At 69.0% G+C, this 16930-nt stretch carries 14 protein-coding genes; 7 read left to right on the top strand and 7 right to left on the bottom strand.

Annotated elements, in window-relative coordinates; genetic code table 11:
* Positions 1-22 precede the first annotated feature (22 nt).
* Both ACGFW6_RS39605 and ACGFW6_RS39600 read left to right on the top strand, forming a co-directional pair.
* Positions 23-439 carry a VOC family protein gene (locus ACGFW6_RS39605; protein ID WP_393521241.1) on the top strand — a complete coding sequence of 139 codons (417 nt, stop codon included), beginning with the start codon at positions 23-25 and terminating at the stop codon, positions 437-439.
* A 24-nt stretch (positions 440-463) separates the two neighbouring features.
* Positions 464-1021: a GNAT family protein gene (locus ACGFW6_RS39600; protein WP_359092079.1), complete on the top strand. Its 558-nt coding sequence runs from the start codon at positions 464-466 to the stop codon at positions 1019-1021.
* 19 nt (positions 1022-1040) lie between these two features.
* Here ACGFW6_RS39600 and ACGFW6_RS39595 read toward each other — a convergent pair whose 3' ends face one another.
* The 6 genes from ACGFW6_RS39595 to ACGFW6_RS39570 all read right to left on the bottom strand — a co-directional run bounded on the left by ACGFW6_RS39595 (position 1041) and on the right by ACGFW6_RS39570 (position 8403).
* Positions 1041-2084, bottom strand: coding sequence for an amidohydrolase family protein (locus ACGFW6_RS39595; RefSeq protein ID WP_393521239.1), 1044 nt, complete (start codon positions 2082-2084; stop codon positions 1041-1043).
* A 168-nt stretch (positions 2085-2252) separates the two neighbouring features.
* Positions 2253-3296 (bottom strand): ABC transporter ATP-binding protein, encoded by a 1044-nt coding sequence (locus tag ACGFW6_RS39590; RefSeq protein WP_393521237.1) that lies wholly within the window; start codon positions 3294-3296, stop codon positions 2253-2255.
* A 30-nt stretch (positions 3297-3326) separates the two neighbouring features.
* Positions 3327-4361, bottom strand: coding sequence for an ABC transporter ATP-binding protein (locus ACGFW6_RS39585; RefSeq protein WP_330356065.1), 1035 nt, complete (start codon positions 4359-4361; stop codon positions 3327-3329).
* A 93-nt stretch (positions 4362-4454) separates the two neighbouring features.
* A complete protein-coding gene (locus ACGFW6_RS39580; protein ID WP_393521235.1) occupies positions 4455-5435 on the bottom strand; it encodes an ABC transporter permease in 981 nt (326 codons plus the stop codon).
* Between the two features lie 105 nt (positions 5436-5540).
* Positions 5541-7298, bottom strand: a complete 1758-nt coding sequence (locus tag ACGFW6_RS39575) for an ABC transporter substrate-binding protein (RefSeq protein WP_393521233.1) — start codon at positions 7296-7298, stop codon at positions 5541-5543.
* Between the two features lie 76 nt (positions 7299-7374).
* The gene (locus ACGFW6_RS39570; protein ID WP_126903316.1) at positions 7375-8403 is read right to left on the bottom strand and encodes an ABC transporter permease; all 1029 of its coding nucleotides are present in this window, start codon (positions 8401-8403) and stop codon (positions 7375-7377) included.
* Positions 8404-8898: 495 nt separating this feature from the next.
* Between ACGFW6_RS39570 and ACGFW6_RS39565 the strand changes: the two genes are divergently transcribed.
* From ACGFW6_RS39565 to ACGFW6_RS39545, 5 genes are read left to right on the top strand one after another with little or no spacing between them, the layout of a single operon-like run.
* The gene (locus ACGFW6_RS39565) at positions 8899-10524 is read left to right on the top strand and encodes an ABC transporter substrate-binding protein (protein ID WP_393521231.1); all 1626 of its coding nucleotides are present in this window, start codon (positions 8899-8901) and stop codon (positions 10522-10524) included.
* 7 nt (positions 10525-10531) lie between these two features.
* On the top strand, positions 10532-11455 hold the full coding sequence (locus ACGFW6_RS39560) for an ABC transporter permease (RefSeq protein ID WP_393521229.1): 924 nt from the start codon (positions 10532-10534) through the stop codon (positions 11453-11455).
* A complete protein-coding gene (locus tag ACGFW6_RS39555) occupies positions 11448-12449 on the top strand; it encodes an ABC transporter permease (RefSeq protein WP_393521227.1) in 1002 nt (333 codons plus the stop codon). The genes ACGFW6_RS39560 and ACGFW6_RS39555 overlap by 8 nt, the downstream gene beginning before the upstream one ends.
* 8 nt (positions 12450-12457) lie before the next feature.
* Positions 12458-13432: an ABC transporter ATP-binding protein gene (locus tag ACGFW6_RS39550; RefSeq protein WP_393521225.1), complete on the top strand. Its 975-nt coding sequence runs from the start codon at positions 12458-12460 to the stop codon at positions 13430-13432.
* Positions 13425-14459 (top strand): ABC transporter ATP-binding protein, encoded by a 1035-nt coding sequence (locus ACGFW6_RS39545; protein WP_393521223.1) that lies wholly within the window; start codon positions 13425-13427, stop codon positions 14457-14459. Before ACGFW6_RS39550 ends, ACGFW6_RS39545 begins: the two co-directional genes overlap by 8 nt.
* 163 nt (positions 14460-14622) lie before the next feature.
* Here ACGFW6_RS39545 and ACGFW6_RS39540 read toward each other — a convergent pair whose 3' ends face one another.
* On the bottom strand, positions 14623-16782 hold the full coding sequence (locus ACGFW6_RS39540; RefSeq protein ID WP_393521221.1) for a prolyl oligopeptidase family serine peptidase: 2160 nt from the start codon (positions 16780-16782) through the stop codon (positions 14623-14625).
* Positions 16783-16930: the final 148 nt, after the last annotated feature.

The raw sequence follows: 16930 nt of genomic DNA, 5'->3' as shown, positions 1-16930 counted from the left end.
CGCGGAAGTCTGCCACACGAAAGTGCAACGCGAGGGAGAGGCGGGGGAGTTGCTGCATCACGTCGAGCTGTGGGTGCCGGATCTCGGGCGAGCGGTGCAGTCCTGGGGGTGGCTGCTGGAGCGGCTGGGCCACGAGCCCCACCAGACCTGGCCAACGGGCCGCAGCTGGCGCGCGGGGAAGACGTACGTCGTCGTCGAGCAGTCCCCGGCGATGACGACCGGCCACCACGACCGACTGCGCCCAGGGCTCAACCACCTGGCCTTCCACACCCCCGGTGACCGCGGCGACCTGGACGCGCTGGTCGCGGAGGCGTCCGAGCACGGTTGGCGGTTGCTCTTCCCGGACCGGCACCCGTACGCGGGCGGGCCGGAGCACTGTGCGGCGTATCTGGAGAACACGGACGCTTTCGAGGTGGAGTTGGTGGTGAGTAACGCCTGACGGGGTGTTCCCTATGATCGGTTGATGATTGAAGGCAGGCTTGTTCGGCTTCGGGCTCTGCGGTCCGGGGATCTTGATGATCATGTGCGCTGGCGGAACGATCCCGAGGTGGTGCACTGGGCCACCGGCGGGGATCCGTTGTTCGGGCCGGTCACGCGGGAGGCCGTGGCGGGGTTTCACGAGGCGCGGTTGCGGGACAACCCGCGCGGTGAGACCACGTTCACCGTGGAGGAGGTCGCCGACGGGCGGGCGATCGGGATGGCCGACTACCGGGACCTCGACCCGTTCACGGGACAGGCGACCGTCGGGATCACCATCGGCGAGCGCGACCGCTGGGGCGGCGGCTACGGCTCCGAGGCGCTGGAGCTGCTGGCGGGCCATCTGTTTGGCGCCTGTCGGCTCCGCAGGATCGAGCTGGAGACCTGGAGCGGCAACGAACGCGCGATGCGGGCCTTCCGCAGGGTCGGGTTCGTTGAGGAGGGGCGACGACGGGCCGCCGTCCGGGTGGGGGACCAGTGGTACGACGGCGTGCTGTTCGGGATGCTCCTCGAGGAGTGGACGGCGCGCACCAAGAGGACCTGAGCCGGGCGGGTGTCTCCGGTCAGCGGCGCAGGACCCGGCCCCGCAGCACGATCCGGCGAGGGTGTCGCAGGACCGCCGGTTCGCGTCGGGGGTCCGCGTCGTAGACCGTGACGTCGGCGAGGCCGCCCTCGGTCAGGCCCGGCAGGCCCAGGAAGTCCCGGGCCGTCCAACTCGCCGCGCCGACCGCCACGTCGGCGGGCAGCCCGGCGGCGATGAGGTGCGCCACCTCGGTGGCGACGTTGCCGAAGGGGGCGGAGTCGGTGCCGGCGAGGACGGTGACGCCGGCGTCATGGGCCTCGCGCACCCGGCGGATCATGGTCGCGTGGCCCTCGTGCCAGAGCCTGCCGCGCGGGTTGTCGATGATCTGGGGTGCCCGGCGGGCGAAGGCGGTGAGGGTGGGGACGTAGCTCGTCCCGTGCGCGGCCATCAGCTCCACGCACTCCTCGGGCATCGCCATCCCGTGCTCGATCGAATCGACCCCGGCGCGAGCGGCGTTGAGCACTCCGCGGGCCGACTGGCAGTGCGCGGCGACCCGTCCGCCCGCCGCGTGCACCGCGTCCACGACCGCCCGCAGGAGGTCGTACGGCACCGGGTCCGCCTCGAAGTCCCAGTCGCCCATGAGCTTGCACCAGCCGTCGTGTGCCTTCGCCTCGGCGACCGCGGCGGCGACGAGGTCGTCGGTCACCAGGTGGAAGTCGGCGTTCTTCGACAGCCCGGCCCACGCCAGCCAGCGTCCGGCCGTGATCATGCGGGGCGCGTCCGGGGCCTCGCGCAGGCTCTCGGGGATCTCCCCGAGCAGCCCCGGAAACCTCAGCGCCGTCGTCCCCGCGTCCCGGTGCGCGGCGATCTGCCCGGCGAACGCCTCCGGGTCCCAGCGCGGCTCGTTCTCGGACGGCGACCCCGGATGCGTGTGCACATCGACCAGCCCCGGCAGCAGAAACCCGCCGTCGGCCACCGTCACCGCCTCGACGGAAGGGCGCTCGAAGGTGATCCGGTCGCCGAGGATCCACAGGTCGCGGACGGTGTCGTCGGGCAGGAGGGTGCCGCGCAGATGAAGGGCCACCCGCCTCAACCTAGCCGAACGGCAAGGGAGTTGTCGTAGGGAAACGGGAGAGGGCCCGCGCCGGGGGAGGCGCGGGCCCTCGGCCCCTGGAACCGGACGTTCAAGGGCTCGGGTCAATGGGCCGGAGAATGTCCGTTCCGTGCTCGGCGACCGACGAAAAGGGGTGTGTCAGGCCGCCGGCTGGGGGTCCTTGGCGAGACGCGGCGCGGGCACCGTCTCGTCCGTCTCCGGGTAGTGGCAGGCGGTCAGGTGGCCCGGCTTGTTGCCCTCGACCTGGACCAGCGGCGGAGCCTCGCTCGCGCACTTGTCCGTCGCCTTCCAACAGCGGGTGCGGAAGCGGCAGCCGGAGGGCGGGTTGATGGGGGAGGGGACGTCGCCCTGGAGACGGATGCGCTCGCGAGGCGTGTCCTCGACGGTCGCCTCCGGCACGGCGGACAGCAGCGCCCGCGTGTACGGGTGGCGCGGGTTCTCGTACAGGTCGTCCCGGTCGGCGATCTCGACGATCTTGCCGAGGTACATGACCGCGACACGCTGCGAGAAGTGCCGTACGACGGCGAGGTCGTGGGCGATGAAGACGAACGCGATGCCGAGTTCCTGCTGGACCTTCTGGAGCAGGTTGACGACCTGTGCCTGGATGGAGACGTCCAGGGCGGAGACCGGCTCGTCCGCGACGATGAGCTTCGGCTCCAGGGCGAGCGCGCGGGCGACGCCGATGCGCTGGCGCTGGCCGCCGGAGAACTCGTGCGGGAACCGGTTGAAGTGCTCGGGGTTCAGGCCGACGATCTCCAGCAGCTCACGGACGCGCTTCTCGCGGCCGCCCGCCGGGTTGATGTCGTTGATCTCCATCGGGCCGGAGATGATCTTGCCGACCGTCTGGCGCGGGTTCAGCGACGCGTACGGGTCCTGGAAGATCATCTGGATCTCGGACCGGATCGGCGCCAGCTGCTTGCGGCCCGCGTGGGTGATGTCCTGGCCGCGGTAGGAGACCTTGCCGCCGGTCGGCTCCAGCAGCCGGGTGATCAGCCGGCCCGTCGTCGACTTGCCGCAGCCCGACTCGCCGACCAGACCGAGCGCCTCACCCTCGGCGACCTGGAAGTCGAGGCCGTCCACGGCCTTGACGGCACCGACCGTGCGTTTGATCGGGAAGCCGCCCTTGATGGGGAAGTGCTTGGTCAGACCGCTGACGTCCAGGAGCGGTTGCGCGTTGCTCATGATGGTGAAGTCCCGTCTCGTGTACGTCAGTCAGTGCCGGGATCCGGCGAAGTCGGCGAAGAGGTCCGTGCGCTGCTCCAGCGGCAGGTGGCAGGCGGAACCCCGGCCCTCCACCACGTCCAGCGCGGGCCGCTCAGTGGAGCACAGTCCGCCCGGGACCTTCTCGGCGAAGGTGCACCGCGGGTGGAAACGGCAGCCCGAGGGCGGGTTCAGCAGCGACGGCGGGGAACCCGGGATCGGCGAGAGCGGCACGTCGACCGGGCCGTCCAGGCTCGGCATGGAGCTCAGCAGGCCCAGCGTGTAGGGGTGCTGCGGCGTCGCCAGCACCTCCTTCTTGGTACCCCGCTCCACACAGCGGCCGCCGTACATCACCAGCACGTCGTCCGCGATGTCGGCGATGACACCGAGGTCGTGCGTGATGAAGACGATCGCCGTGCCGAACTCCTGCTGGAGGTCCTTGAGCAGGTCCATGATCTGGGCCTGGACCGTCACGTCGAGGGCCGTCGTCGGCTCGTCGGCGATCAGCAGCTCGGGGTCGCAGACCAGCGCCATCGCGATCATCGCGCGCTGGCGCATACCGCCGGAGAACTGGTGCGGATAGTCGTCCACCCGCATGTCCGGCTGCGGGATCCCGACCCGGCGCAGCATCTCGATCGCCCGCGCCCGGGCCTCCTTGCGGGAGGCACCGGTGTGCTTGCGGTACGTCTCACCGATCTGCGTGCCGATGGTGTGGTACGGCGACAGCGAGGCGAGCGCGTCCTGGAAGATCATGGACATCTTGTTGCCGCGCAGCCGCTCCATCTCCCGCTCGGAGGCGGTGAGCAGCTCCTTGCCGTCGAGCAGGATCTCGCCGTCGATCTTGGTGCGGAACGGGTCGTGCAGACCCAGGATCGTCAGGTTGGTGACGGACTTGCCGGATCCCGACTCACCCACGATGCCGAGCGTCTTGCCCTTGGCCAGGTCGAAGGAGAGCCCGTCGACGGCCTTGACGATGCCGTCCTCGGTGGAGAAGTGGACCTGAAGGTCCCTGACGGAGAGGAAGGGCTGCTGATCGGTGCTCGTCACGGGGACGCTCCTGGAGGGGTGATGCGAGGGGATTGCCCGGTGGGGCGGTGGGAGGGCTGCCGGTGGGTGGTCGGTGGCACGCCGGGGCGGTGGTCAGGCGAGCCGGATCCGCGGGTCGATGAGGGCGTAGACGGCGTCGACGATGATGTTGGCGAAGACGATCGCGCCGGCCGCCAGGAGGGTCACTCCGAGCAGCATCGGCAGGTCGCTCTGGTCGACGGACTTCACCGCGAGCCGGCCGATGCCCGGGAGGCTGAAGGTCGACTCCGTGATGATGGCGCCACCGATCAGTGTGCCCAGGTCGATGCCGAACACCGTGACGATGGGCCCCATCGCGCCGCGCCAGGCGAACCGGAAGAAGACGTTGGACCGGGACAGACCCTTGGCGCGGGCCGTACGGACGTAGTCCTCGCTGAGCTGCTCCACGAGCTGGGAGCGGGTCATACGGGTGTAGTTGGCCGTGAAGATGATCGCGAGGACCAGCCAGGGCAACAACAGTCCGGAGAACCAGGCGGCCGGGTTCTCGGTGAGCGGCGTCCACTGCGGCTGGTCGAGCCACCCCAGCTGCGCGACGAAGAAGAACATCGCGATGTAACCGACGAAGTAGATCTGGAGCGAGGAGCCGAGCAGCGAGGCCGAGCTGGCGAACTTGTCCAGGAACTTGCCCTGCTTGAGGGCCGCGATCATGCCGGCGCCGACACCGAGGATCAGGAAGACGACGGCCGCGCCGAAGGCGAGCGAGAGGGTCGTCGGCAGACGGTCCATGATCGTGCCGAAGACGGGCTCGTTGTTCGAGAAGGAGTACCCGAGGCACGGGGCGTCGCAGTGGCCCCAGGTGGTGTAGTCGCGTCCGACGAAGACGCCGACGAGCCACAGCCAGTACTGCACCGGGATCGGCTTGTCGATGCCCAGGTTCTGCCGGATCTGCGCCAGGTTCTCGGGCGTGCAGTTCTTGCCGCAGGACATCATCGCGGGGTCACGCGGCACGGCGTAGAAGAGCCAGAAGGTGATGGCGCTGATGATCAACAGAATGACCAGCGCGCCGGTGACTCGGCGGACAAGGAAGCGGAACATGAGGCGTGACTTTCCGGACGGGGCGCCGTCGCCGGGAGGAAGTAGAGGGGGGTGGGCCGCAGGGGCGGCCATACGGGATGGCCGCCCCCAAGGGGTCGTGCTCGCTTACTTCTTGGCGTAGAGCTTGGTGAGCGCGACGCAGGTGTTGCCGGCGTCCCAGAGCACGTTGCCGACCTTGGAGCCGTACAGGTAGTTCCGGATCTTGTGGTAGTCCGGGACGACCGCGGCGAGCTCCATGATCATCTTGTCGACGTTGCCCCAGGCCTTGTTGGCCTCCTCCACGTCCGCGATCTTGCCCGCGGCGTCGATGGCCTTGTTGACGCCCGGGTCGTTCAGCTGGGCGTAGTTGCTGCGGCCGTCGCCGATGTTCTTGCCGCTCCAGCAGGGGTAGAACTGCGAGTAGCCACCCGGCCAGTCCGGGCTCCAGCCCGCGGCGAACAGGTCGAAGTCGTTGTCGATCTTGCCGATCTGGGTGTAGAACGTCGACTTGTCGACCTGCTTGTTGACGACCGTGAAGCCGGCCTCTTCCAGCGCGTTCTTGATCGCGACGGCGGTCTTCACCGCGGTGTCCGACTGCTGGTAGGCGATGACCAGCTTCTGGCCGACCTTGCCGGCCTCCTTCAGCAGGGCCTTGGCCTTCTCGGGGTTGCCGCCCGGCTTCTTGTCCACGCCGTACAGGTCGAACTTGGTGTAACCGGGCGTCACCGGGGCGAAGATCGTGGTGGCGATCTCCTGGGACGCGGCACCGCCGCCGATGGTCTGGAGCTGCTGGTGCGGCCAGGCGTAGTTGATGGCCTGGCGGACCTTGACGTCCTTGATGCGGGTCGTGTTGATCGGCCAGTAGTAGGTGACCGTGTCGACCGCGGTGAGGACGCGCTTCTTGAGCTCGGCGTTGGTGAGGACCTGGGCGAGGCGCTCGGGGGCGACCTCGTTGAAGATCGGCACCGCGTACTGGTCGTTGCCCTGGTCCGCGATCCAGCGGTCGGTCGACGCCACCAGCTCGTAGCCGAACTGGAAGAGGAACTTGTCCGGGTAGGCGTTGCGGATCGGGTCCGTCTTCGGGTCCCAGTGCTCGTTGCGCACGAAGGTCATCGACTTGCCGATGCTACGGCTGTCGACCTTGTACGGGCCGCAGGAGAACGGCTTCTTGTCGTACTTCTCCTTGGTGTCCTGCTTCTTCGGCACCAGGGAGTAACCACGCATCGCGAGCGTGTAGTTGAAGTCGACGCGGGCTTCCTTGAGGCGGAAGGTGATGTTCTTGCCGTCGATCTCGATGGAGTCGAGGCTCTTGCCCTCGTAGGGGCCCTTGTACTTGTCGCCGCCCTCGAGGAAGTCCTGGACGTAACGCGGACCCTCAGTGACGAACGAGGCGAAGAGACGCTCGAAGGTGTGGCGGACGTCGTCCATGGAGAGGTCGGAGCCGTCCTCCCACTTGATGCCGTCCTTGATGGTGTACGTCCAGGTCTTGCCGCCGTCCTTCATGGTGCCGGCGTCGGTCGCGGCGTCGCCGACCAGGATCGCGTTGCCCTTGTCGTCCAGCTTGTAGCCGGTCAGACCACGCATGATCGGGACGGTGATGGCGCCCTCGGTCGAGACGTAGATCTGCGCCGGGTCCATGTGGTCCATGTCGAACTGCTGGAGCGAGTAGATCGTCCCGCCCTTGACCGCGCCCTTGACCTCGGGGGCGGGGCCGGTGGAGTCGGCCTTGGTGCCGACGGGGATCTCCGTGGTCTTGGAGCCCGTCACCTTCGGGGCCTTGTCCTGCGAGCCGCCCTCGCTGCCGCTGCTGCACGCGCTCAGCACCGAGGTGGACGCCGCGGCCACGCCGGTGGCGATCAGGAAGTTTCTACGCGAGAAGGACATCGCATCCTGCCTTGTTGGGTTGATGAGAGAGATCCGGCACCCGGCGACTTTGCCGTGGTCCTGAAAAGAGCCGGAGTCAGCGCTTGGACTTCGGGTCGAGTGCGTCACGCACCGAGTCACCGAGGAGGTTGAACGCGAGCACGAAGATCACCATGGACAGGCCCGGGAAGAGCATGAAGGTGAGGTCCTCGGTGTAGAACTGGGCGCCTCGCTGGATCATGACGCCCCAGTCCGGGGTCGGGTCGATCATGCCGACGCCGAGGAAGGCGAGACCCGCCTCCGCGGTCACAAAGGCCGGGAGCATCAGCGTGGACTGGATGATGATCGGCGTCCACAGGTTGGGCAGCAGCTCCTTGAAGACGATACGCCTCGGTGATGCGCCCGTGACCTTGGCGGCCTCGACGAACTCCCGCTCGCGCAGGCCGAGTACCTGGCCGCGCAGCAGTCGGGCGATGGACGCCCAGCCGAAGGCGGAGAGCACGATGATCAGGCCGGCGGCACGCAGCCAGGTCGGGATGTTCTCGTCAGGGGCGACGAAGAGCCCGTACACGACAGGCATGAAGGCGATGAAGAAGAGGGTGGACGGGAACGACAGAAGGATGTCGATGATCCGGCCCACGAGGTAGTCCGTCTTGCCGCCGAGATAGCCCGCGGTGACACCGATGATCACGCCGACGACGACGGTGAGCACGGTGGCTGCGAGGGCGATGCCCAGCGAGGTGCGGATCGCGTAGAGCAGGAAGGTGAAGACGTCGCGGCCGAGCTGCGGCTCGACGCCGAACCAGAAGTCCGAGCTGATGCCGCCGTTCGGACCCGCCGGGTACGCGAAGGCGTTCAGCAGCTCGGGCTGCTTGCTCGCATAGGTCGTGTACGGATCCTTCCCGTACAGCTTGGCTATGAGTGGAGCACCGAGCGCGATCGCGAAGAAGAAGATCACGACGTACGCCGATATGACGCCCGTGCGGTCCCGCTTGAAGCGGTTCCACGCCAGCCGTCCCGGCGAGCGGCTCTCGCTGCCCTTATGGGTGGAGGGCGAAGGCGACTTCTCGATGCTCTCGTCAGTCGCCTCAAGCGGGGCAGCCGCGGATGGAGTTGGGGGGGTCATGGTGCTCCTGGCCCAAGGGAGGGTCTGATGACTCCGCAGGGCACGCTCCCCTACGGGCTACGCCGGACTTTTTCAACGCAATTCATTCAAGGTCAATAAATTCTCGGCCGACTTGGTTGTCTCTTTACGTTCTTTACCCTGCCTTGACCATTCCGTAGCTACGCGGGTAGCGCAACGTGATGGAGTCGTGCCTTGACTCGGACCAACTGGACCATTCGGGCAACGAGTTCGTTATGCGGACGCTCCAGTACCGAAATGTGTACATCCAAGGGTCACAATCCAACGGTTCGGCATCGGATGGCGAAGATCCATTGCGCGGTCTGTCAAAGATCGGCGGAGGGCGTGAAGGGGGTGGGTGGGAGAAGTCCGTTTCGTCGCCCGCGCCGATGCGTGCATCCGGATGGTGTGTCGCCCCTTTGGCCGGAGCCCATGTGCGATATGCGGCTTATGACTCGATATTGGCCTGTACTGGATCAGTATCGGAGGAGGCACTCCATGCGTGGAGCGACGCACGCCCGATGGGCCGCATGCGCGATGGCGGTTGCGCTCGCGACGACCGCCTGCGGGGGCGGGGGTGGCAGCACCGGCGCCGGCGGGGCGGTGCTGAGCTCTTCGTGGACCGATCCGCAGAATCCGCTGGAGCCGGCCAACACCAATGAGGTGCAGGGCGGCAAGGTGCTCAACATGATCTTCCGGGGGCTGAAGCAGTACGACCCGAGGACCGGCGAGGCCGAGGACGTGCTCGCCGAGAAGATCGAGACCACCGACTCGCGGAACTTCACGATCACCGTCAAGGACGGCTGGACCTTCAGCAACGGCGAGAAGGTCACCGCGCGGTCCTTCGTGGACGCCTGGAACTACGGGGCGAGCCTGAGGAACAACCAGAAGAACGCCTACTTCTTCGGGTACATCGCGGGCTACGACCAGGTGCACCCGGAACAGGGCGAGCAGAAGGCCGCCACCATGTCCGGGCTGAAGGTGGTCGACGAGCGCACCTTCACCGTCGCGCTCAGCCAGAAGTTCTCCAGCTTCCCCGACACCCTCGGCTACAACGCCTTCGTGCCGCTGCCCCGGGCGTTCTTCGACGACCACGCCGCCTGGCTGTCCAAGCCCGTCGGCAACGGTCCCTACACCGTGGAGTCGTACACCAAGGGCTCCGAGATGCAGCTGGCGAAGTGGGGCGCCTACCCGGGCGAGGACGCGGCACGCAACGACGGCGTCACCCTGAAGGTCTACACGGACAACAACACGGCCTACACCGACCTCATGGCCGGCAACCTCGACCTCGTCGACGACGTACCGGCCCAGCAGCTGAGGAACGTCCGCGGCGACCTCGGCGACCGCTACCTCAACACCCCGGCCGGGATCATCCAGACCCTGTCCTTCCCCCACTACGACAAGGAGTGGAACAAGGCCGGGTCGGTCAAGGTCCGCCAGGGGCTGTCCCGGGCCATCGACCGCGAGCAGATCACCCGCACGATCTTCCAGGGCACCCGCACCCCCGCCACCGACTGGACCTCACCCGTCCTCGGCGCCGAGGGCGGCTACAAGGCGGGGCTGTGCGGTCAGTGGTGCGAGTACGACGCGGCGGCGGCCAAGAAGCTGATCGCCGAGGGCGGCGGCCTGCCCGGCGGCCAGGTGAAGATCACGTACAACGCGGACACCGGCTCCCACAAGCTGTGGGTGGACGCCGTCTGCAACTCCATCAACAACGCCCTGGACAACGACCGGGCCTGCGTCGGCAACCCGATCGGCACCTTCGCCGACTTCCGCAGCAAGTCGACGACCCAGAAGCTCTCCGGCCCCTTCCGGGCGGGCTGGCAGATGGACTACCCGCTGCCCCAGAACTTCCTCCAGCCGCTCTACTACACCAACGCCTCCTCCAACGACGGCAAGTGGTCCAACGAGGAGTTCGACAAGCTCATCGACCGGGCGAACGCCGAGACCGACGTGGCCAAGGCCGTGCAGACCTTCCAGCGGGCCGAGGAGGTCGTCCGGGACAACATGGCGTCCATCCCGCTCTGGTACCAGAACGGCAGCGCCGGCTGGTCGGAGCGGCTGTCGAACGTGACCCTCAACCCGTTCAGCGTCCCCGTCTACAACGAGATCAAGGTCGGCTGAGCCCGTCATGGGCGGGTACGTCCTCCGGCGCCTGGTGCAGATGGTCCCGGTGTTCATCGGGGCCACCCTGCTGATCTTCCTCATGGTCAACGTGATGGGCGACCCCGTCGCGGGCCTGTGCGGCGACCGGCAGTGCGACCCGGCGACGGCCGCGCAGCTCAGGAAGGAGTTCGGCCTCGACAAGCCCGTGTGGCAGCAATACCTGACCTACATGGGGAACCTCTTCACCGGGGACTTCGGTACGGCCTTCAACGGCCAGGAGGTCACCGAGCTGATGTCGACGGCCTTCCCCGTCACCATCCGGCTGACCATCGTGGCCATCGTCTTCCAGGTCGTCATCGGGATCAGCCTGGGCGTCGTCACCGGCCTGCGCCGCGGCCGCCCCGTCGACTCCGGTGTCCTCCTGCTCACCCTCGTCGTCATCTCCGTCCCCACCTTCGTCACCGGCCTGCTGCTCCAGCTGCTGCTCGGCGTGGAGTGGGGCTGGATCCGCCCGTCCGTCTCCCCGGCCGCCCCCTTCGACGAGCTGCTCGTCCCCGGCCTCGTCCTCGCGTCGGTCTCCCTGGCGTACGTCACCCGTCTGACGCGCACCTCCATCGCGGAGAACCGCGGCTCCGACTACGTCCGCACGGCGATCGCCAAGGGCCTGCCCCGGCACCGGGTCGTCACCCGGCACCTGCTGCGCAACTCCCTCATCCCCGTCGTCACCTTCATCGGCGCCGACATCGGCTTCCTGATGGGCGGGGCGATCGTCACCGAGCGGATCTTCAACATCCACGGCGTCGGCTACCAGCTCTACCAGGGCATCCTGCGCCAGAACACACAGACCGTCGTCGGCTTCGTGACGGTCCTCGTCCTCGTCTTCCTGCTCTGCAACCTGGTCGTCGACCTCCTGTACGCCGTACTCGACCCGAGGATCCGCTATGCCTGAGCCGTCGTTCGAGCCCGAGGGTGCCGCCGCGGGGACGGGCGCGGCGATGGGCGCGGTGACGGGCCTCGCCACGACCGAGACGGAGATCCTGGAGAACGGGCCGCCGGCCACCGCGGGGGCGGCGGGCGGCGGGCCGGAGCCCGGGGGCAGACCCCGGTCCCTGTGGTCCGACGCCTGGCGCGACCTGCGCCGCAACCCGGTCTTCCTGGTCTCGGCCCTGATCATCGTCTTCCTCGTCGTCATCTCCCTGTGGCCCTCGCTGATCGCCTCCGGCAACCCGCTCCAGTGCGACCTCGCCAAGGCCCAGCAGGGCGCCGGACCGGGCCATCCCTTCGGCTTCGACGGACAGGGCTGCGACGTCTACACCCGCACGGTCTACGGCGCCCGTACGTCCGTCTCGGTGGGGGTCTGCGCCACGCTCGGGGTCGCCCTCCTCGGCTCGGTCCTCGGCGCGCTCGCCGGCTTCTTCGGCGGCGTGTGGGACTCGGTCCTGTCCCGGATCACCGACGTCTTCTTCGCGATCCCGGTCGTCCTCGGCGGCCTGGTCCTGCTGTCGGTCGTGACCAGCAACAGCGTCTGGCCCGTCATCGGCTTCATCGTGCTGCTCGGCTGGCCGCAGATCTCCCGCATCGCCCGCGGCGCGGTCATCACCGCCAAGCAGAACGACTACGTGCAGGCGGCCCGCGCCCTGGGCGCCTCGAACTCCCGGATCCTGCTGCGGCACATCGCCCCGAACGCGGTGGCGCCGGTGATCGTGGTCGCGACCATCGCGCTGGGCACGTACATCGCGCTGGAGGCGACCCTGTCCTATCTGGGCGTGGGCCTGAAGCCCCCGAGCGTCTCCTGGGGCATCGACATCTCGGCGGCGTCCCCGTACATCCGCAACGCGCCGCACGCCCTGCTGTGGCCCTCCGGGGCGCTCGCGGTCACCGTCCTGGCGTTCATCATGCTCGGCGACGCCGTGCGCGACGCCCTCGACCCGAAGCTGAGGTGAGCCGCCGCATGCTGCTCGAAGTGCGTGACCTGCAGGTGGAGTTCCGCACCCGGGACGGGGTCGCCCGAGCCGTCAACGGGGTCAGCTACGGCGTGGACGCCGGCGAGACGCTCGCCGTGCTCGGCGAGTCCGGGTCCGGGAAGTCGGTGACCGCGCAGGCCGTGATGGGGATCCTCGACACACCGCCCGGCCGGATCACCGGGGGCGAGATCCTCTTCCAGGGGCGGGACCTGCTGAAGCTGAAGGAGGAGGAGCGGCGCAAGGTCCGCGGCGCCGAGATGGCGATGATCTTCCAGGACGCGCTGTCCTCCCTCAATCCGGTGCTCTCCGTGGGGGAGCAGCTCGGCGAGATGTTCGTCGTGCACCGGGGCATGTCGAGGAAGGACGCGCGGGCGAAGGCCGTCGAGCTGATGGACCGGGTGCGCATCCCGGCCGCCAGGGAGCGCGTCCGCCAGTACCCCCACCAGTTCTCCGGCGGCATGCGCCAGCGCATCATGATCGCGATGGCCCTCGCCCTCGAACCGGCGCTCATCATCGCCGACGAGCCGACGACCGCCCTCGACGTCACCGTCCAGGCCCAGGTCATGGATCTGCTGGCGGAGCTGCAGCGCGAGTACGCCATGGCCCTGATCCTCATCACCCACGACCTCGGCGTGGTCGCGGACGTCGCCGACCGGATCGCGGTGATGTACGCGGGCCGGATCGTGGAGTCGGCGCCGGTCCACGACATCTACAAGGCGCCCGCCCACCCGTACACCCGCGGCCTGCTGGACTCCGTTCCCCGCCTGGACCTCAAGGGACGCGAGCTCCGCGCCATCAGGGGCCTGCCGCCCAACCTCATGGACATCCCGCGGGGCTGCGCCTTCCACCCTCGCTGCCCGATGGCCCAGGACGTGTGCCGCACCGACGTGCCGCCCCCGTACGAGGTCTCCGAGGACCGGCGCAGCGCCTGCCACCTGTGGAGGGAGTGCCTCGATGGCTGAGCCGATTCTGGAGGTCAGCGGGCTCGTCAAGCACTACCCGCTCACCCGGGGCGTCCTGTTCAGGAAGGAGGTCGGCTCGGTCAGGGCGGTCGACGGCGTCGACTTCACCCTCCACCGCGGCGAGACCCTCGGCATCGTCGGCGAGTCCGGCTGCGGCAAGTCGACGGTCGCCAGGATGCTGGTCAACCTGGAACGCCCGACGGCCGGCTCCATCAAGTACAAGGGCGAGGACATCACCCGGCTCTCCGGCCGCGCCCTGAAGGCCGTACGCCGCAACATCCAGATGGTCTTCCAGGACCCGTACACCTCCCTCAACCCCCGGATGACGGTGGGCGACATCATCGGGGAGCCGTACGAGATCCATCCCGAGGTGGCGCCCAGGGGCGACCGGCGCCGGAAGGTCCGGGAGCTGCTGGACGTGGTCGGCCTCAACCCCGAGTACATCAACCGCTATCCGCACCAGTTCTCCGGCGGCCAGCGCCAGCGCATCGGCATCGCGCGGGGGCTGGCCCTGCGCCCGGAGGTCATCGTCGCCGACGAGCCGGTCTCCGCGCTCGACGTGTCGGTCCAGGCCCAGGTCGTCAACCTGATGGACCGCCTCCAGAGCGAGTTCGACCTGTCGTACGTCTTCATCGCCCACGACCTGTCGATCGTCCGGCACATCTCCGACCGGGTCGCGGTGATGTACCTCGGCCGGATCGTGGAGCGGGGCCGGGACACCGAGATCTACGACCATCCCACGCACCCCTACACCCAGGCGCTGCTCTCCGCGGTGCCCGTCCCCGACCCGGAGGCCCGGGAGCGCCGCGAGCGCATCATCCTCACCGGCGACGTCCCGTCCCCGACGAACGTGCCCTCCGGCTGCCGCTTCCGCACCCGCTGCTGGAAGGCGGCCGACCGCTGCGCCGAGGAGGTGCCGCTGCTCGCGGTACCGGCACGGCTGCGGGAGGCGGGCGGGCCCGCGCTGCACGACTCGGCGTGCCATTTCGCGCAGGAGAAGCAGGTGGTCGGGGCCGAGGCGTCGTGACCGGCGCGGCCATACCCGCTCAAAGGTGCCTCAACTGCGTTAACACGCAGGCAACTTGACCGACCCGGCTCCGATATACGGACGCGTCAGGCTGTACGGCGTACGGCCGTGCGGGTGCCGTAAACGGACCGGGGTGCGCCATGTCACCCCGGTCCGTTGCCGTCTAGGCGAGCCCGAGCGAACGCTTGAGGAAGTCGAGCTGGAGCAGCAGCAGGTTCTCCGCGACCTCCTCCTGCGGGGTCATGTGGGTCACCCCGGACAGCGGCAGCACCTCGTGCGGGCGGCCGGCGGCGAGCAGGGCCGAGGACAGCCGCAGGGAGTGGGCGACGACGACGTTGTCGTCCGCCAGCCCGTGCACGATCATCATCGGCCGGTGCGGCTCGGCCGCCTCGACCAGGCCGGCGTCGTCGATCACCGAGTTGCGCCGGTAGACCTCCGGCTGCTTCTCGGGGTGCCCGACGTAGCGCTCCTGGTAGTGCGTGTCGTACAGGCGCAGGTCGGTGACCGGGGCGCCGACGACGGCCGCGTGGAAGACGTCCGGGCGGCGCAGCACCGCGAGCCCCGCCAGATAGCCGCCGAAGGACCAGCCCCGGATCGCCACCCGGGTCAGGTCGAGCGGGAACCGCTCGGCGAGCCCCTGCAGGGCGTCGATCTGGTCCTGCACCACGACCGCCGCGATGTCGTCCTTGACCGCCTTCTCCCAGGCGGGCGAGCGCCCCGGCGTGCCGCGGCCGTCCGCGACGATCACGGCGAAGCCCTGGTCGGCGAACCACTGCGACGTCAGATGCGGGTTGTGGGCGGCGACCACCCGCTGGCCGTGCGGTCCCCCGTAGGGATCCAGCAAAACCGGGAGTGGGGTGTCACCGGCGTAGTCCCGAGGCATAAGCACGGCGCACGGGATGCGGCGTGCGCCCCCTGTGGTGAGGGTCAGGCGCGGGGACAGACCTGGATCTTCGGCATAGGAGCGGACCGAGCCAATCCTCCCCCGGCCTCCGGCCGGGGGTACCCCCATCTCCCTTCGGTCGGCGTCCCGCAGTACCTGTACCTCGGCCCCGGGCCGGTCCGGCGTATGGGACACCAGCACGGTCACGCCCCCGGCGCGCACCGCCGCGTGCACCCCCGGCTCCTGCGAGACGCGCTCCACGCCGAGCTCGTTCACCCGGTACACATGCACTTCGCCGATCTCGGGTTCGGCCGCGGCCTCGCCCGCCGACGCCGAGACCAGTACGTCGTCGGAGGTCACGTCCAGCACCGCGCGAACGTGCAACTGCGGTCCCGTCAGCGGACGTTCCCCCACCGTGAGCACGCGCGCGCCGCCCTCGTCGGCGATGCGCACGAGATGCCCGGCGGGGCTCCAGCAGGGCACGCCAGGGAAAAGTTCCAGCCATTGTGGATCTTCGTCGGCGTGCACCATCCGGGTCGTCCCCGTGGCCGGGTCCACGGCCAGGAACAGCTGGCTGAGCTGGTCGCGCGCCTGTACGAGCAGCAGTGGCGCACCCGCCGCTGACCAGTGCACTCGCGCCAGATACGGGTAGCGCGCCCGGTCCCAGGAGACCTCCGTACGAGCCCCGTCCAGCCCGATCACGAACAGCCGGACGTCCGCGTTGGGCGTCCCCGCCGCCGGGTACGCCACCTGCTGCGGCTCCCGCTCCGGACGCGCCGGATCGGAGATCCACCACCGGCGCACCGGCGTGTCGTCCGCGCGCGCCACCAGGAGCCGGTCCGACTCGGGGCTCCACCAAAAGCCCCGGTAGCGCGCCATCTCCTCGGCCGCGATGAACTCGGCCAGCCCGTAGGTGACGCCGTCCGACTCCGGCTCGGCGAGCGCACGGTCGCCCTCGCCCTCGGCGCCCACCACCCGCAGGGCGCCCCGCGCGACGTACGCGATGTGCCGCCCGTCGGGGGAGGGGCGCGGGTCGATCACCGGCCCCGGGACGGGGAGTTCACGGGCCGTACCGGCTTGCAGCTCGGCCGTGAAAAGCCGCCCTGACAAGGCAAAAGACGCCAACTCGACGGCGCTGTCGGTGGCGTGGCCGACGATGCCGGCACCGCCCTCACGGCTGCGCTCGCGCCGCGCCCGCTCCTCCGGCGAGAGGTCCTCCGAGGCGCCGCCCAGCAGGGCGCGCGGGTCGGCGGCCACGCGCTCCTCGCCGCTCACCGTGTCGAGCACCCACAGCGAACTCGCCGGGTCCGTACCGGAGGTGGAGCGCAGGAACACGACACGGGAACCGTCGGGCGACACCGTGAAGGCGCGCGGCGCGCCGAGCGTGAACCTCTGGGTGCGGGCGTGCCGTCGGGGGAAGGACACAGGGTCGGTCGTCATGCCCCGACCATATTGGCCAGTGCGCCCCCTTGTGCGGCTGTGCGCCGATCGATGCGCACGTACGGATAGTTATGATCACAACCGCATAGTGGGTATGAACCTGCTGGCTGCTTGATGGATTTATCTGCCCCCATAGTCCGACCCCCGC

It is taken from the genome of Streptomyces sp. Y7 (assembly GCF_043195415.1).
GTDB lineage: Bacteria > Actinomycetota > Actinomycetes > Streptomycetales > Streptomycetaceae > Streptomyces.
Note: the sequence above shows the minus strand (reverse complement) of the source record. Positions and strands in the feature narration are given on the sequence as shown.

Coding starts and splice junctions, on each gene's coding strand:
- ACGFW6_RS39550 (WP_393521225.1), top strand. CDS start 12,458: ATGCTGCTCGAAGTGCGTGACCTGCAGGTGGAGTTCCGCACCCGGGAC.
- ACGFW6_RS39555 (WP_393521227.1), top strand. CDS start 11,448: ATGCCTGAGCCGTCGTTCGAGCCCGAGGGTGCCGCCGCGGGGACGGGC.
- ACGFW6_RS39560 (WP_393521229.1), top strand. CDS start 10,532: ATGGGCGGGTACGTCCTCCGGCGCCTGGTGCAGATGGTCCCGGTGTTC.
- ACGFW6_RS39575 (WP_393521233.1), bottom strand. CDS start 7,298: ATGTCCTTCTCGCGTAGAAACTTCCTGATCGCCACCGGCGTGGCCGCG.
- ACGFW6_RS39580 (WP_393521235.1), bottom strand. CDS start 5,435: ATGTTCCGCTTCCTTGTCCGCCGAGTCACCGGCGCGCTGGTCATTCTG.
- ACGFW6_RS39545 (WP_393521223.1), top strand. CDS start 13,425: ATGGCTGAGCCGATTCTGGAGGTCAGCGGGCTCGTCAAGCACTACCCG.
- ACGFW6_RS39540 (WP_393521221.1), bottom strand. CDS start 16,782: ATGACGACCGACCCTGTGTCCTTCCCCCGACGGCACGCCCGCACCCAG.
- ACGFW6_RS39565 (WP_393521231.1), top strand. CDS start 8,899: ATGCGTGGAGCGACGCACGCCCGATGGGCCGCATGCGCGATGGCGGTT.
- ACGFW6_RS39570 (WP_126903316.1), bottom strand. CDS start 8,403: ATGACCCCCCCAACTCCATCCGCGGCTGCCCCGCTTGAGGCGACTGAC.
- ACGFW6_RS39590 (WP_393521237.1), bottom strand. CDS start 3,296: ATGAGCAACGCGCAACCGCTCCTGGACGTCAGCGGTCTGACCAAGCAC.
- ACGFW6_RS39600 (WP_359092079.1), top strand. CDS start 464: ATGATTGAAGGCAGGCTTGTTCGGCTTCGGGCTCTGCGGTCCGGGGAT.